Origin of the sequence: Marinobacterium marinum (genome assembly GCF_013868415.1) — a bacterium.
Taxonomy (GTDB): Bacteria; Pseudomonadota; Gammaproteobacteria; order Pseudomonadales; family Balneatricaceae; genus Marinobacterium; species Marinobacterium marinum.
This window is the reverse complement of record NZ_JACEMT010000013.1, coordinates 1-14,003: the sequence shown is the minus strand read 5'-3', so window position 1 is coordinate 14,003 and position 14,003 is coordinate 1. Positions and strand designations below refer to the sequence as shown.

General features: G+C 58.7%; 15 protein-coding genes and 1 pseudogene. 5 read left to right on the top strand and 11 right to left on the bottom strand.

Annotated features, from left to right (window positions below):
* The first annotated feature begins 23 nt into the window (after positions 1–23).
* Complete coding sequence (locus H1S06_RS00355) at positions 24–1,313, top strand: amidase (protein ID WP_181736303.1); 1,290 nt, start codon at positions 24–26, stop codon at positions 1,311–1,313.
* A 216-nt stretch (positions 1,314–1,529) separates the two neighbouring features.
* Entirely contained in the window at positions 1,530–3,251 is a 1,722-nt protein-coding gene (gene panP, locus H1S06_RS00350; RefSeq protein WP_255482841.1) for a pyridoxal-dependent aspartate 1-decarboxylase PanP, read from the top strand.
* Between the two features lie 68 nt (positions 3,252–3,319).
* On the opposite strand, the gene H1S06_RS00345 is transcribed toward panP, so the two are convergent.
* The 10 genes from H1S06_RS00345 to phnG all read right to left on the bottom strand — a co-directional run bounded on the left by H1S06_RS00345 (position 3,320) and on the right by phnG (position 11,351).
* Positions 3,320–4,069, bottom strand: a complete 750-nt coding sequence (locus H1S06_RS00345) for a M48 family metalloprotease (RefSeq protein ID WP_181736302.1) — start codon at positions 4,067–4,069, stop codon at positions 3,320–3,322.
* A 97-nt stretch (positions 4,070–4,166) separates the two neighbouring features.
* On the bottom strand, positions 4,167–4,913 hold the full coding sequence (phnP, locus tag H1S06_RS00340) for a phosphonate metabolism protein PhnP (protein WP_181736301.1): 747 nt from the start codon (positions 4,911–4,913) through the stop codon (positions 4,167–4,169).
* Positions 4,914–4,926: 13 nt separating this feature from the next.
* Entirely contained in the window at positions 4,927–5,499 is a 573-nt protein-coding gene (gene phnN / locus H1S06_RS00335) for a phosphonate metabolism protein/1,5-bisphosphokinase (PRPP-forming) PhnN (protein WP_181736300.1), read from the bottom strand.
* Positions 5,499–6,650, bottom strand: coding sequence for an alpha-D-ribose 1-methylphosphonate 5-triphosphate diphosphatase (gene phnM / locus H1S06_RS00330; RefSeq protein WP_181736299.1), 1,152 nt, complete (start codon positions 6,648–6,650; stop codon positions 5,499–5,501). The genes phnN and phnM overlap by 1 nt, the downstream gene beginning before the upstream one ends.
* Before the next feature lie 22 nt (positions 6,651–6,672).
* The gene (phnL, locus tag H1S06_RS00325) at positions 6,673–7,368 is read right to left on the bottom strand and encodes a phosphonate C-P lyase system protein PhnL (protein WP_220183701.1); all 696 of its coding nucleotides are present in this window, start codon (positions 7,366–7,368) and stop codon (positions 6,673–6,675) included.
* 9 nt (positions 7,369–7,377) lie between these two features.
* Positions 7,378–8,244 carry a phosphonate C-P lyase system protein PhnK gene (gene phnK, locus H1S06_RS00320; protein ID WP_255482840.1) on the bottom strand — a complete coding sequence of 289 codons (867 nt, stop codon included), beginning with the start codon at positions 8,242–8,244 and terminating at the stop codon, positions 7,378–7,380.
* Positions 8,241–9,131 carry an alpha-D-ribose 1-methylphosphonate 5-phosphate C-P-lyase PhnJ gene (locus tag H1S06_RS00315; protein ID WP_181736298.1) on the bottom strand — a complete coding sequence of 297 codons (891 nt, stop codon included), beginning with the start codon at positions 9,129–9,131 and terminating at the stop codon, positions 8,241–8,243. Before H1S06_RS00315 ends, phnK begins: the two co-directional genes overlap by 4 nt.
* Entirely contained in the window at positions 9,128–10,258 is a 1,131-nt protein-coding gene (locus tag H1S06_RS00310) for a carbon-phosphorus lyase complex subunit PhnI (protein WP_181736297.1), read from the bottom strand. Before H1S06_RS00310 ends, H1S06_RS00315 begins: the two co-directional genes overlap by 4 nt.
* Positions 10,258–10,881, bottom strand: coding sequence for a phosphonate C-P lyase system protein PhnH (gene phnH, locus H1S06_RS00305; RefSeq protein ID WP_181736296.1), 624 nt, complete (start codon positions 10,879–10,881; stop codon positions 10,258–10,260). The genes H1S06_RS00310 and phnH overlap by 1 nt, the downstream gene beginning before the upstream one ends.
* Complete coding sequence (phnG, locus tag H1S06_RS00300) at positions 10,881–11,351, bottom strand: phosphonate C-P lyase system protein PhnG (protein WP_181736295.1); 471 nt, start codon at positions 11,349–11,351, stop codon at positions 10,881–10,883. Before phnG ends, phnH begins: the two co-directional genes overlap by 1 nt.
* 312 nt (positions 11,352–11,663) lie before the next feature.
* On the opposite strand from phnG, the gene H1S06_RS00295 reads away from it, so the two are divergent.
* A complete protein-coding gene (locus tag H1S06_RS00295; RefSeq protein ID WP_181736294.1) occupies positions 11,664–12,578 on the top strand; it encodes a LysR substrate-binding domain-containing protein in 915 nt (304 codons plus the stop codon).
* Positions 12,579–12,736: 158 nt separating this feature from the next.
* A complete protein-coding gene (locus H1S06_RS00290; protein ID WP_181736293.1) occupies positions 12,737–13,291 on the top strand; it encodes a YbhB/YbcL family Raf kinase inhibitor-like protein in 555 nt (184 codons plus the stop codon).
* A 34-nt stretch (positions 13,292–13,325) separates the two neighbouring features.
* Here the strand turns inward: H1S06_RS00290 and H1S06_RS00285 are convergent, their stop codons facing one another.
* Complete coding sequence (locus tag H1S06_RS00285; RefSeq protein WP_328515287.1) at positions 13,326–13,718, bottom strand: helix-turn-helix transcriptional regulator; 393 nt, start codon at positions 13,716–13,718, stop codon at positions 13,326–13,328.
* An 82-nt stretch (positions 13,719–13,800) separates the two neighbouring features.
* Here H1S06_RS00285 and H1S06_RS00280 point away from each other — a divergent pair.
* A pseudogene (locus tag H1S06_RS00280) lies at positions 13,801–14,003 on the top strand (IS5/IS1182 family transposase); the annotation flags it as partial.

Genomic DNA, 14,003 nt, shown 5'->3' with positions numbered 1-14,003 from the left:
GTCAATACAAGCATGGGACAGTTATGAATCGTCACGACAACAAGAATAAAATGGGCCTTAAACAGGCGCTGGATGCGATACGGGAAGGTACTCTTAGTGCGGAAAGCATGATTGAGGAATGCTTCGACCGGATCGAGGCGCGTGAAGAGATGATCGGCGCCTGGCAGCATCGGCTGAGCAGGGAAGCGTATCTTGCCCATTATCGTCAGAACCGTGAATTTTACGAGCAGAGCCTGCTGAAGGGCCTTCCGGTCGGCATCAAGGATATTATCGATACTGCGGAGATGCCAACCGAGATGGGCTCACCCATTCATCAGGGGCGACGCCCGGTCGATGATGCCAGTTGCGTTGAGCTGTTGCGCCGGGCCGGGGCGATTGTACTGGGCAAAACGGTTACGACCGAATTCGCCTATTTTCGCCCGGGCAAAACGGCCAACCCCTGTGATCCGTCGCGGACCCCGGGCGGTTCTTCCAGTGGATCGGCTGCCGCGGTTGCGGATGACATGGTACCGATGGCACTGGGCTCCCAGACGGCAGCATCGGTGATCAGACCGGCTGCGTATTGTGGCACTGTTGGATATGTTGGTTCTCGTGGAGAATTTTCCCTGCGCGGTATCCAGCCGCTGGGACAGTCGCTGGACTCTCTGGGCATGTTTGCCCGTCGTGTAGAAGATATCGAACTGTTGAGAACGGTACTGCTGCGCCAGTCGGATACTGCTCCTGTACAAACCATCCTCAAACCGACCAAGATACTGCTGGTAAGCGGACCGGCAATTGGCGAGACCAGTTCCGATATGCAGGCGGCAATGAGGCGTGTGCAAAAGATGCTGACAGGGCAGGGCGTGACTGTTGTTGAACCAGGGTCGGAGATCGGGCTGGCTGATCTGGTCACGCATCATAGCGTCGTCATGGCCTATGAAGTGAGCCGCAATCTGGTTTATGAATCCGGCCGCTGCGAGCAACTCAGCGAACCGTTGCAAACCCTGATCGAGACAGGGCTGGCCATGCCGAGGACGGACTACTTGAATGCTTTGCAAGCGGCGGAAGCCATCCGCCAGAAGCTGTTGGCCGAGTACCCGGATGTGGATGCGATCCTGGCACCTGCCGCGCCAGGGGTGGCGCCGGAAGGGCGTGACAATACGGGGGCACCGCATATGAGCCGTCCCTGGCAGGTTATGGGGCTGCCGGTGGTGACTCTGCCGGGGCTGGTTGATACCGATGGCTTGCCGTTGGGGATTCAGTTGGTGGGGCAGGCACGTGACGATGATCGCCTGTTGTGCATGGCGCGCTGGTTGGAATCTCTGTTGTCGTAACCGGGTCAGCTGACCCGCAGGGAGGGGCCTGTCGTATCAGGGGGCAGCCGGCAGCTGGGCCCCTGAGAACACTCTTTCAGATGCCAATGACACGGTGTATTTCAGCCTGACTCCAGCAGTGGAATGATAAATCATGATGCGAGGGGCGGGTTGCATAACGTAGAATGGTGGGATTGGCAGCGGGTTCATGTATAACAATAGCCGCTTTGTGAAGTAATGAAAGAGGATGTTGAGCCTGGCGGGCGTGGTGTTATTCCGGCTCTGCAGGCTGACTACAGGTTCATGGTAGAAGTGCTAAAGAAAACCGGCGGTGCTGAAATCAGCATGGAAAACCTATTGCGGATCTTCACTGTACCGGAAGCCCCGGGGTCTACGCTCAACCGTCTGGATAATGACATCTCGGAAAACCTGGCGGGCTTTCTGCAAGAGCATATCGTTGCGGAAGAGGCCGACCTGGTCAAAATTGAGCAGGACTTCAACGACACCCGAATACCCGAAGTCCCAGTATTTGTATCGGAACATACTCAGTTCTTGCTTGATAAGGTCGTCGCACAGTCGGTGCATACCTCATCACCGAGCTTTGTGGGTCATATGACATCGGCCTTGCCGTATTTCATGATTCCGCTGTCCAAGATCATGATCGCGTTGAATCAGAACCTGGTGAAAACCGAAACCTCAAAAGCATTTACGCCACTCGAGCGACAAGTGCTGGGCATGCTGCATCGGTTGACCTATGAGCAATCCGATGAATTTTACGACACCTGGCTGCATCACGGTCGCAAGCGTTTGGGGGCTATCTGTTCAGGTGGGACGATCGCCAATATAACGGCGTTATGGACGGCGAGAAATCGGGCATTCGGACCGGATCGGGATTTTCCGGGCATCCATCACAGCGGGATGTTTGGCGCCATGCGTCACTACGGTTATGAAGGGGCGGCGATACTGGTTTCAGAGCGTGGTCATTATTCCCTTTCCAAGGCTGCGGACGTCTTGGGCATCGGACGTGACAACCTTATTTCCATTGAAACAGACAGTTATAACCGTATTTGTCTGACCGCGCTGGAGCGAAAACTGCAGGAGCTGAAACAGCAGCGGATTCGTCCTTTTGCACTGGTCGGCATTGCCGGTACGACGGAAACGGGCAATATTGATCCTCTGGACAAGATGGCCGATATTGCCGAAGCATATGGCCTGCATTTCCATGTGGATGCAGCCTGGGGTGGACCTACACTGTTTTCAAAGCGTTATCGAACCCTGCTCAAAGGGATTGAACGTGCCGACTCGGTGACAATCGATGCGCATAAGCAGTTGTATGTTCCCATGGGGGTCGGGCTGGTGCTTTTCCGCGACCCGTCCGTGCTGGAAAGTATCGAACATCACGCCCAATACATTATTCGCCAGGGTTCCAAGGATCTGGGCAGTACAACACTGGAAGGCTCCAGGCCGGGTATGGCCATGCTGGTTCATGCCGGTCTGAAAATAATCAGCCGGGGTGGCTATGCCATGCTGATTGAAAACGGCATCGAACTGGCGCGACGTTTCGCAGACCATATTGTCACCCTGGAAGATTTTGAGCTGGTATCGGACCCGGAACTCAACATTTTTACGTACCGTTGGGCGCCTGCCGATGTGCAAGCACGTCTTCTGGAGGCGGATGAGGATACGCGTCGGGAGATCAACGAGATTCTAAGTCGTATTACCCAGGTTATTCAGAAAGAGCAGCGTGAACGGGGCAAGGCCTTCGTGTCACGAACCCGGCTGAAGCCCGAGTGTTATGACCAGCAGGCGATCACGGTTTTCAGGGTGGTACTGGCGAATCCGCTGACAACGGACAAGGTATTGCGGGAAGTGATAGAAGAGCAGCGCGAGATTGCCGCTGGTATGCGAGACAGTAGCGATATGCGGGCGCTGGCGGCACTGGTCAGAACTTCAGTCTGAGCAGGCCAGACAGGCCTTGAGGCGGTATCGATGCCTCAAGGCCTGCCGTATCGTTCAGCGCTTTGAAATTACAGCAGGCTGGCGATATGGTCTTCGCGATCGCTGGAGGCCGGGTGGCTGGACAGCATGCTGCCCTTGCCGCCATCCATCTGCTGGAATTTTTTCATGACGCTCAGACCGGCACGGGGATCAAAACCGTGCTTCTTCATGAAAGCAACAGCGTAGGTGTCTGAATCCTGCTCCTGAGACTGGGAAAACTGGGCGTTGATAAAGGCTTCACCCAAGGCACCCAGCTGGGAGTTGGACAGCTCAGCGGCCTTGCCGCCCTGACTGGCAACGCCCTTGCGTACAGCCGAAGTTGCGTAGGCCGTGCGCATGGCTTTGACCGAGTGACCCAGTTTGACATGGCCGATTTCGTGGCCGATAACGAAGCGCACTTCATCGTCGGTAAAGTTGTCCAGCAGCCCGCGGTAAACACGAATCGTGCCGTCAGCCATGGCAAACGCGTTAATTTCGCGGCTGTTGTACACCTTGAAGTTCAGCGCCAGGCCGTCCTCGTTGCGGAAGCTTTCCACAATGCGATCCAGCCGTTTGGCATGCTTGCTGGAAGCGGGCATGACCTTGTTCTTTTTATCCATTTCCACAGCGGCCTGGGCCGCCATTGCCTGGGCATCTTCGTCCGAGAGTGTGGCGGCCTGTGCAGCATCCTGAAGCGCGGCAAATGATGCGTTGTTCAGGTTACCCTCGACACAGCCGGTCAAGGTCAGAGAGCCGCCGATCAGCATGGCGGCGGTCATTGAAATAAGCGTCCTTTTCATCGTACTTCCCAAATTGATTAGCAAAATCACCGTCGTTATAACAGAAGCCTTTACAAGGTTGAAGAAAAAAACGGCGGTGTGTCGGAAAGCCGTTGAGTCACACTAGAGTCTGTCCGTCTTGGGCGACATACAGACCAGTCGGGAGGCCATTGTCGATCAGCCAGGCATCCATTTCGTGGCCAATGTGCGTTAGCCAGGTGCGTCTGGAATGCAGGCGAGTATGAATCTCAATGACCAGATTCAAATCGTTGTGGTTGCGGGGCGGCTCGGGGCGGGGAGGCTGGCTGCAATCGATGACCACTTCCAGGTTGTCGAAGTTCTGCAGGAAGCACTCGGTCTTTTCCGGCAGGCCTACGGTATCGGTCAGGTAGGCAAGGTGTTGACCGTCGTGTTCGAACAGATAGCCGAAGGTGGGCTTTGAGTGTTGTAAGGGCAGGGGAGTGATCTTCAGTTCGTCCAGCTGAAAAGGCACAAAGGCCGTCAGTGGCGGACGGAAATCCAGAATTCCAGGATGTTTGAGCAGATCGGCACAGCCATTACGGTCATCCGGACCGTACACCGGGATGCTATCGTTGAGCCCCCAGCGCAGGTGAAACAGCCCCTGTACATGGTCGACGTGATAGTGCGTTAGCAGGATGGCGTTCAGATCGCCGGGCGCAAAGCGTTCGGCCAGATCGGTCAGCCCGCCGTCAAGCAGGATGCGTAGCTCACCCAGCTCCAGCAGGGCGCTGCAGGGCTTGCGCCGCAGGCGTCTGTCCTGACGTGCGGTTGAACAGGCGGGACAGTCGCAGCCATAAACCGGCACCTGACGCACATCGCCGGTGCCAAGGAAAGTCAGTTGCATGGCGGGCATCACCTTATATATCCGTTGCCTGAAGGCTGTTGGCGGTAATCACGTCGAGCAGAGCATTGATACCGTCCTGCAGCTGACCGTTATTGCTGACATGCAACGTGCAGCTTGGCATAAGTGCCACCATCTCGGCATGACGCGCCAGTCGGCACTCGATCTCCTCCGGTGTTTCCCGACCACGCTTGACCAGGCGCTGGCGCAGCTTGTCGGTATCCACGTCGACCAGCACCGGCACCAGCTCGTCGTACATCGCCATTGCTTTGGGCAGATATTCGCGTGAGCCGTTGATCAGCACGTTGGCACCGGAGTCGAGCCAGGCGTCGATTTCGTTGCCGATGCCGTAGTGGTAACCGTGGGAGTACCAGCTCATGGCGAACAGCCCCAGCTGCTCGCGCAGATGAAACTCGGCTTCGCTCAGGTGAATATGATTCTCGCCGCCAGCATCCGCGGCGCGGGTGATGTAACGGTGGGCGATGCAGCAGCGCAGCTGTGCCGGCAGTTGCCGACGACAGCCTTCCAGTAGTGAATCCTTGCCGGAGCCCGAGGCCCCGACCAGGTAGAAAAGCGTACCTCTGATCATCAGAATACCCGCTTGCCCTTGCACCAGACTCGTTCCACCAGCGGCATCACCGAGTGGCTGTTCACCTGTACCAGGTCGGCGCGTCGGCCCACTTCCAGCACGCCGCGATCCTGCAGGTTGGCCGCTTCGGCTGGGTTTGCGGTGACCAGTCGGACAGCTCGTGCCAGATCGTAGTCATTATCCTCCATATTAGCGACCATGAACGCGGCCTGCACCAGCGCCGAGGGATAATAGTCGGAACTGAGGATATCCAGCACACCGGCCCTGGCCAGATCCTTGGCGGCAATATTGCCGGAATGAGAACCGCCACGCACGATATTGGGTGCGCCCATCAGTACCTTCAGGCCCAGCTCATGGGAGGCTTTCGCCGCTTCCAGGGTGGTCGGGAACTCCGCCACCTGCATCCCCAGTTCGGCGGATTCCTGTGCATGTGCCAGGGTGGCGTCGTCGTGGCTGGCGATGGCGATGCCGCGATCATGGCATACCTCGCAGATGCGGCGGCGGAAGGGATCGGCGTACTGCGCACTGTTGGCCTGCTGCAGCGCGATAAAGTCATCCATCTGGTCATCGCTGAGGCCGTACTTGATCATGTAGTACTCGCGGTACTTGGGAATGTTCTCCGGCGGGAACTGGCGCTGACCGGGCGCATGGTCCATCACCGACACCAGCTTGACCAGATCTTCACCAATGTAACGCTCGAACAGCTCCATCAGGCCCGGATAGCTCACTTCGCACCGCAGGTGCAGCAGGTGGTTGGCGCGATTGAGGCCAACGCGTTCGGACTCGATGATCGCCTTGATCATCGCATCCAGTTTTTCGACGCGGGTGCTTTCGCCGATAATATCGCCCAGTGCCACCGAGTTGAACGAGGTGGTGATGCCAGCGGTGATCAGCTGGGCATCATGGGTCGCCATCGCCATGTGTGCCGGCCAGTCTACTTTCGGGCGCGGAGTGAAGTATTTTTCCTGATTGTCGGTGTGCAACTCCACCAGGCCGGGCATCAGATATTCACCATCCAGGTTGTCGGCCTGGGGCTGTTGGCTGATTCCCTGACTGATTTCAGCAATCTCGCCGTCACGGATGACCAGGGTGCCGGTGACTACGTCGTCGCGCAGGATCAGGCGGGCGTTGGTCAGAATCTGTTCTTTCATCTCTGTCTATCCAGTCTAGTAATCAGATCGCTTTGATATCAACGAGGCGATCGGCGACCGCTTCACGTACGTCTTCGTCATGGAAAATGCCGACGACGGCGGCGCCGCGCGCCTTGGCCTCCCTGATCAGCTCCACCACCACCCTGCGGTTGGTGGCATCCAGCGAGGCGGTAGGCTCGTCCAGCAGCAGAATCGGGTAGTCGACGATAAAGCCGCGGGCGATATTGACACGCTGTTGCTCTCCGCCAGAGAAGGTGCCCGGCGCCAGCGACCAAAGCCGCTCCGGCACATTCAGGCGCTGTAGCAGGTCTTTTGCCTTGGCTTCGCAGATGGCCGCATCTACGCCCAGGTCCAGCAACGGCTGCATCACCACCTCCAGCGTGGGTACACGCGGAATGACGCGCAGAAACTGGGATACATAACCCAAGGTCTGGCGGCGCAGGGCGATGATGCGGCGTGGCAGTGCCGAAGTGATCTCCACCATCTGCTCGCCATCACGCAGACGGATCTCGCCACCGTCCACGGAGTAGTTGGCATACAGCGCTTTCAAAAAGGTACTTTTACCGGCACCGGATTGGCCGTGCAGCACCACGCACTCACCGGCCTGCACCTGCAGACTGGCGTTGTCGAGCACGCCAAAACTGGCGCCGCCCTGATTGTGCAGGGTGAAGGCTTTCTCCACTCCGGACACATCGATCATCAGTTGGTTTGCAGTCATGACAGGCTCCTAGTTCTGCAGAATGGATGACACCAGCAACTGGGTGTACGGGTGTTGGGGATCGTCCAGAACCTGATCGGTCAGACCGGTTTCGACCACCTGGCCCCGGCGCATCACCATCAGTCGGTGCGCCAGCAAACGCGCCACCGCCAAATCGTGGGTGACGATGATCACCGACAGCCCGAGGCGGGACACCAGGTTGCGCAGCAGGTCGAGCAGCTTGGCCTGCACCGACACGTCCAGTCCGCCGGTGGGCTCATCCATAAAGATCAGCTTGGGGTGGGTGACCAGATTACGGGCGATCTGCAGGCGCTGCTGCATCCCGCCGGAGAACTGGCTTGGACGGTCGTCGATACGGCCGGTATCGATCTCCACTGCGGTCAGCCACTCTTCGGCCTTGGCGCGGATGTCGCCATAGTGACGCTCGCCCACCGCCATCAGCCGCTCGCCGATATTGGCACCGGCGCTGACGTTCATGCGCAAGCCGTCACGGGCGTGCTGGTGCACGATGCCCCACTCGGAACGCATCAGCACCCGGCGCATCGACTCCTCGCAAGCGTACAGGTCCATCTCGCCGAACCGTTCGCTGTTGTAGATAACGTTACCGGAATCCGGTGTCAGCCGCGCCGACAGGCAGCTGAGCAGGGTCGATTTGCCGGAGCCGGACTCGCCGACGATGCCCAGCACTTCGCCCGGGTAGAGGTCGAAGTTGATATCACCACAGCCCTTGCCCGGGGCGTAAAACTTGTTCAGCTCACGTACGCTCAGCAGCGGCGCGATATCCTTCCACTCTTCCTTGAACTCTTGCTGCAGGGCTGTTTCCAGCGCCTGCTGTACGCCGGCGTCAGACTGCACCGCGTCGATCACCTTGTTCATTGTTCGGTCTCCTGTTCAGAGGTGGACAGGTCAGCTGCAGTGCCAACAAAACCCTGATCAACGCGTTCACGGCAGTAGTCGGTATCGGAGCAGACAAACATCTTGCTGCCGTTGTCGTCGGTAATGACTTCATCCAGGAAGCTATGATCAGAACCACAGATGGCGCAGGCTTCGTCCCAGCTCTGCACCTCGAACGGATGGTCGTCGAAGTCCAGGCTTTCTACCTGCGTAAACGGCGGCACGGCGTAGATGCGCTTTTCGAAACCGGCTCCGAACAGTTGCAGCGCAGGCATCATGCTCATCTTCGGGTTGTCGAATTTGGGGATCGGTGACGGGTCCATCATGTAGCGGTTGTTCACCATCACCGGGTAGTCGTAACTGGTGGCGATATGACCGAAGCGTGCCACGTCCTCGTACAGTTTCACCTGCATGGCACCGTACTCGCTGAGGGCATGCATCTTGCGCGTCTCGCTCTCGCGCGGCTCGATAAAGCGCAGCGGCTCGGGGATCGGCACCTGATAGATGAGGATCTGGTCCGCCTGCAGCGGGCGCTCCGGGATGCGGTGACGGGTCTGGATCAGGGTCGCTTCGGCGGTCTGCTCGGTGGTCTCCACGCCGGCGGTGTGGGCGAAGAAACGGCGGATGCTGACCGCGTTGGTGGTGTCATCGGCGCCCTGATCAATCACCTTCAGCTTGTCGGCCTCGCCGATCACGCTGGCAGTGACCTGCATGCCGCCTGTGCCCCAGCCGTGGGGCAGCGGCATCTCGCGGCCACCGAAGGGCACCTGATAGCCGGGAATCGCCACGCCCTTGAGGATGGCGCGCCGGATCATGCGCTTGGACTGTTCGTCCAGATAGGCAAAGTTGTAGCCGGTGGCGGTGCTCATGCGTCGGCCTCCTCATTGGTAGTCTTGCTCTGAGTCGCCTGGCTTTGCTCGTTGCGCAGGCGACGAATCATCTCCAGCTCGGACTGGAAGTCGACGTAGTGCGGTAGCTTAAGATGCGACACGAAGCCGTTAGCGGAAACGCAATCGGTGTGCGACAGCACGAATTCCTGGTCCTGAGTCGGATAAAGCACCTCTTCACCCAGCTCTTCGGCACGCAGGGCGCGTTCCACCAGCGCCACCGACATCGCCTTGCGTTCGGCACGGCCAAAGGCGATGCCGTAGCCGCGAGTGAACTGCGGCGGCAGATCCTTGGAGCCGTGGAACTGGTTGACCATCTCGCTCTCGGTCAGCAGTACTTCACCCACTTCGATCGGGAAGCCCAGCTCTTCTGGTACCAACTCGACACTGACGCGGCCGGTGCGCATCTCGCCGGAGAAGGGGTGGCTGTCGCCGTAGCCGCGCATGGAGGCGTAACTCAGTGACAGCAGGAAGCCCTCGTCACCGCGGATCAGGTTTTGCAGGCGCACGGCGCGCTCGGCCGGGTAGTTGACCGGTTCGCGGGTCAAATCACGAGGAACCTGATCGTCCAGGCCTGATTCACGGCTCTGTTCGATCAGGCCTTCCTTGTTGAGCAGCTCCAGTACCCGTGGGCAGCTGTTGCCAGCAGCCAGCGCTTCAGACAGGGCATTGGCTTCTTCCGGTGCCATTTCCGCTTCGCCTGCCGCCAGCAGACTGAAATCCAGCAGGCGATGGGTGTAGTCATAGGTGGAGCCCAGAATCTGGCCGCCCGGCAGGTCCTTGAAGGTGCCGGAGATGCGGCGCTCGATCTGCATCTGCTCGGTATCCAGCGGCTCGCTGTAACCGAAGCGGGGCAGGGTGGTGCGGTAGGCGCGCAGCAGGAAGATCGCTTCTACCGCATCACCACTGGCCTGTTTCAGCGCCAGCGCCGCCAGTTCCGGGTCGTAGACCGAGCCTTCATTCATTACCCGGTCCACCGCCAGCGGCAGCTGCTGGCGGATCTGGTCAACACTCAGTTCGGCAATGGCGCTGTCGCCACGACGCTGGGTGCGCATCAGGGCATGGGCGTTGTCGATCGCCTTCTCACCGCCCTTTACGGCTACATACATCAGCAGGCCTCCTCAGCTTTTTTGAACGGCTCGATCTGGGTGGTGCGCGGCAGCGCGGCCATCCGGTTGTCACAGCACCAGAAAGTGTCGATGCCCAGCGGGAAACGCTGGCGACTGCGGGTCAGGTCGCTGCGGAAGGGCTCGCTCAGACCGGCGACGTACAGTGAGCGGGTGTGTTCTATACCGGGGCCGCTCAGGGTCCAGTCCGGTTCATCACTCAATGCCGGTACCTGTACAATCAGGGTGGTGGAGCGATCCGGGTATTCCGCCGTGCCCCAGTTCAGCTCGGCCAGCAGCGGCAGTTCGCTGTGCCAAGCGATAACAAAGTCAGCATCAAAGGGGTTATCCACTAACGGACACTGACAGTGGAAACGCAGGTTGCTGATCACGGCGTCATTGGCCGCCAGCGTCGGGCTAAGCCAGACACGGGTATTGGGATCCAGCAGGCTCAATGCCAACTGCCAGGTGGACAGGTCCAGCCCCTTGGGGGCCGTTTCTGCGTAATCGATTTCAACCAGTGTGCCCGGCTCGCTCATTACCTTGAGCGCGGCACGGAACACCTGCTGGGATGCCTGTACCGGATCGGCAAACCCGGCGATCAGTTCATGACTGGAAACGGCCATCAGTCCTCTCCTCGTACCAGAGTGAAGAAATCAACGCGGGTGCTGTTGGCTTGGGCTGCACGTTGCTGGCGTTCGGCGTCCAGCTCGGCCTGCAGGGGCGCAATCAGCTCACGCTGCAGCAGGGTTTGAGTGTTGTCCTCCTGTAGCAAGGCATCGGCCAGGGCGGCGGTAATGGCGTGCTGGCTGTTGCGGCCAGCGACATAGCTGACACCGAGGGTGCCGCTGGCCAGGCGCACGGCGCAGCGGGTCAGGGTCATTTCGCCCATATTGAACGGCTGCCCGCTGCCGCCGACACGGCCGCGCAGCATGGTCAGGCCGGTTTCCGGCTTGCGGATAAATTGGTATTCAGGCTCCAGCGACAGTGCCTGCCAGCGCTCCTGCAGCGCCGCGACACTGGATTTGGCCAGTACACCCATCCAGCGCTGGCGGGAGCGGGTTCCCGAGGTTTCCTGTTGTGGTTCAACAGACATAATGGCGATCCATTCAAGTAGGTTTGGATGACTTGGATGGCGCTATTCTGCGGAGAGGAAAGATGGATAAAAATGGAGGGTTTCTGTGTGGATGACCGAGAAATTCTAATGCCGGGTGCAAGGCCCTGATTGGTCGTGGCTTTGCGGTGAGGCTCAGGACTGACAGGGGCTGGAAAGATTTTTATTGCCGGGGCGCTGAAATATTACTGCCATAACTCTCTGCTATTTGTCCCTGCGGTCATGCGAGTATCCCCAGTTTTTCTGGGGCGTTGTTTCGAAGCGTTGTCGCCCATCCCTGCCGTGAGTTGATTAATGAAGCACAACCACAAACCCCTGCCCCCATTGAAAGCCCTGAAAAGCTTTGAGGCTGCTGCCCGCCTGCGCAGCCTGACCCGCGCCGCCGAAGAACTCTATGTCACCCAGGGGGCCATCAGCCAGCAGGTCAAGCTGCTGGAGGAATACCTGGATACCCAGCTGTTTATTCGCAAGCCGCGCAAGCTGGAGTTGACCGATGCCGCCCGCGCCTATCTGCCGGTATTGACCGAAGCGTTCAATATCCTTCAGTCCGGCACCAACGAGCTGTTCGGTTCCGACCACCGGGCGCTGCTGACGGTGAAGTGCGGCAGCAGCTTTCTGCAGCGCTGGCTGATGCCCCGCCTGACCAGTTTCTATGCGCAGCATCCGGGCATCCGTCTGCGCCTGATGTCGGCGGTCTGGCCGTCACAGGACGAAGTCGAGGAAGCCGATATCGAGATCTCCAACGGCTACGGTAACTGGAGCGGGATGCAGGTGGAGCGGATGACGCGGGAGCATCTGGTGGTGGTCGGCAGCCCCGGCTTTCTGGAACGCTACCCGGTGGATGAGGATGCGATGAAGATTCTGCAAGTGCCGCTGATCACCATCATCGGCGAGAAGGAGAGCTGGCAGCAGTGGTTTCGCCAGCAGGGGCTGGCCAACCTGATGCCGATGCCGGTACTGGAGTGCGATACCAGCACCGCCGCCTTCGATGCCGCCTGCAACGGCATAGGCCTGCTGCTGGCGCGCAGCTTCAATCTCAAACCGCTGATGGATGAGGGCAAGCTGCTGCAGGCGCATCCCTTCACCCTCAAGGCGTCGGGCGCGCATTACCTGGTGCTGCCCAACAAGCCGCCATCGCCCAAGGTGATCGCCTTCCGCGATTGGCTGCAGACTACGTTGGAGCGGGAAGAGCAGTATATTCGGCGCTGAGGGAAACGGGGTTCGCAGGAAGGACGCCCTCGTGAACTGGAGTGGGCCCCGGAAGGCTGAACGAAACGGGCGAAAATCTGGCCGTTTTGCGCGTAAACCAAAGCGTCCGAAATCTATACGATAGCTGTGTTTTCCATTTAACGCATTTGGAGGGACTCATGCGCACTGCACTGATTAAACGCACCTTGCCGCTGTTACTGCTTGCTTCTGCATCCAGCATGGCGGGGGCCTTGGAACTATCGAGCACTGACATTACGCAGGGCCAGGTAATGGACAAGCGTCAGGAGTTCCAGGGCTTCGGCTGCTCCGGCGATAACCTTTCGCCCCAGTTGTCATGGACGGGCGCACCGGAAGGAACCCGGGCGTTTGCGATCTTCGCCTATGATCCGGATGCCCCGACAGGCAGTGGCTGGTGGCACTGGCAGGCCGTCAATATCCCGACGAATGTGACCGGTCTTCCGGCAGGTGCAGGAGATCCGAGCCAGAACCTGATGCCCAAAGGCAGCGTCCAGCTCAACAATGATTACGGGGTAAAGGGTTTCGGCGGTGCCTGTCCTCCTGCCGGCCGTGTGCATCGATACCAGTTCACGGTGCATGCGCTTTCTCAAACCCTTGAACTGCCGGAAAACGCTTCGGCGGCCCTTACCGGCTATATGGTCAATGCTCATTCCATTGCATCAAGCACGGTTGAAGCGCTGTACCGGCGCGATTGATCGTTTGTCCATCGGGGGGTGGCGGTTTTTGACGCTAGTCTCCGATGGTCTTTCGGAGTTCGGTTGGCGTCAGGCCAAAATGGTCCTTGAAGCGTTGAGTAAAACGGGATTGCGACTGGTAACCGCAGCGATCCGAAATGGCACTGATCGAATCTCTCGTCGTTTGTAAAAGATGCAGTCCCATGCCGAGCCGGGCCCGGTTTTTTATTTCCCTGACACTGCTGCCTTCCTCTTTCAGTTTCCGGCGTAGCGTTGATTCGCTCATGGCAAGCTGTGCACACAGGGTATCGACTGCAATAGTGGAAAGGTTGTTGCAGATGATGTCATGCACCTGATGACTGAGCCTTGTTTCTCCCCTCATGGCGGCAATGCCGGTATGCCCCATATGGTATAAGATCGATAGTATTTCCTTTTTTCGATTTTCCACAATAAAGTCTGGAGCCTAGGGAAGCTGCGAATAAGTCCGCCGCATGGGATAATGCCTGCTGCACACGATTGAGGACGCACCGATGGATCAGCAACTTACATTTGCCGACAGCGAGTTCAGCAACAAGCGCCGTCAGACCCGCAAGGAGAAGTTCCTGGGCCGAATGGACAAGCTGATTCCATGGGCGCGTCTCGAAGCCGTTATCGAGCCTCACTATCCCAAGGCTGGAAACGGCCGTCGGCCGTACCCCTTGTCCACCATGTTGCGCATTCACTGCATGCAGCA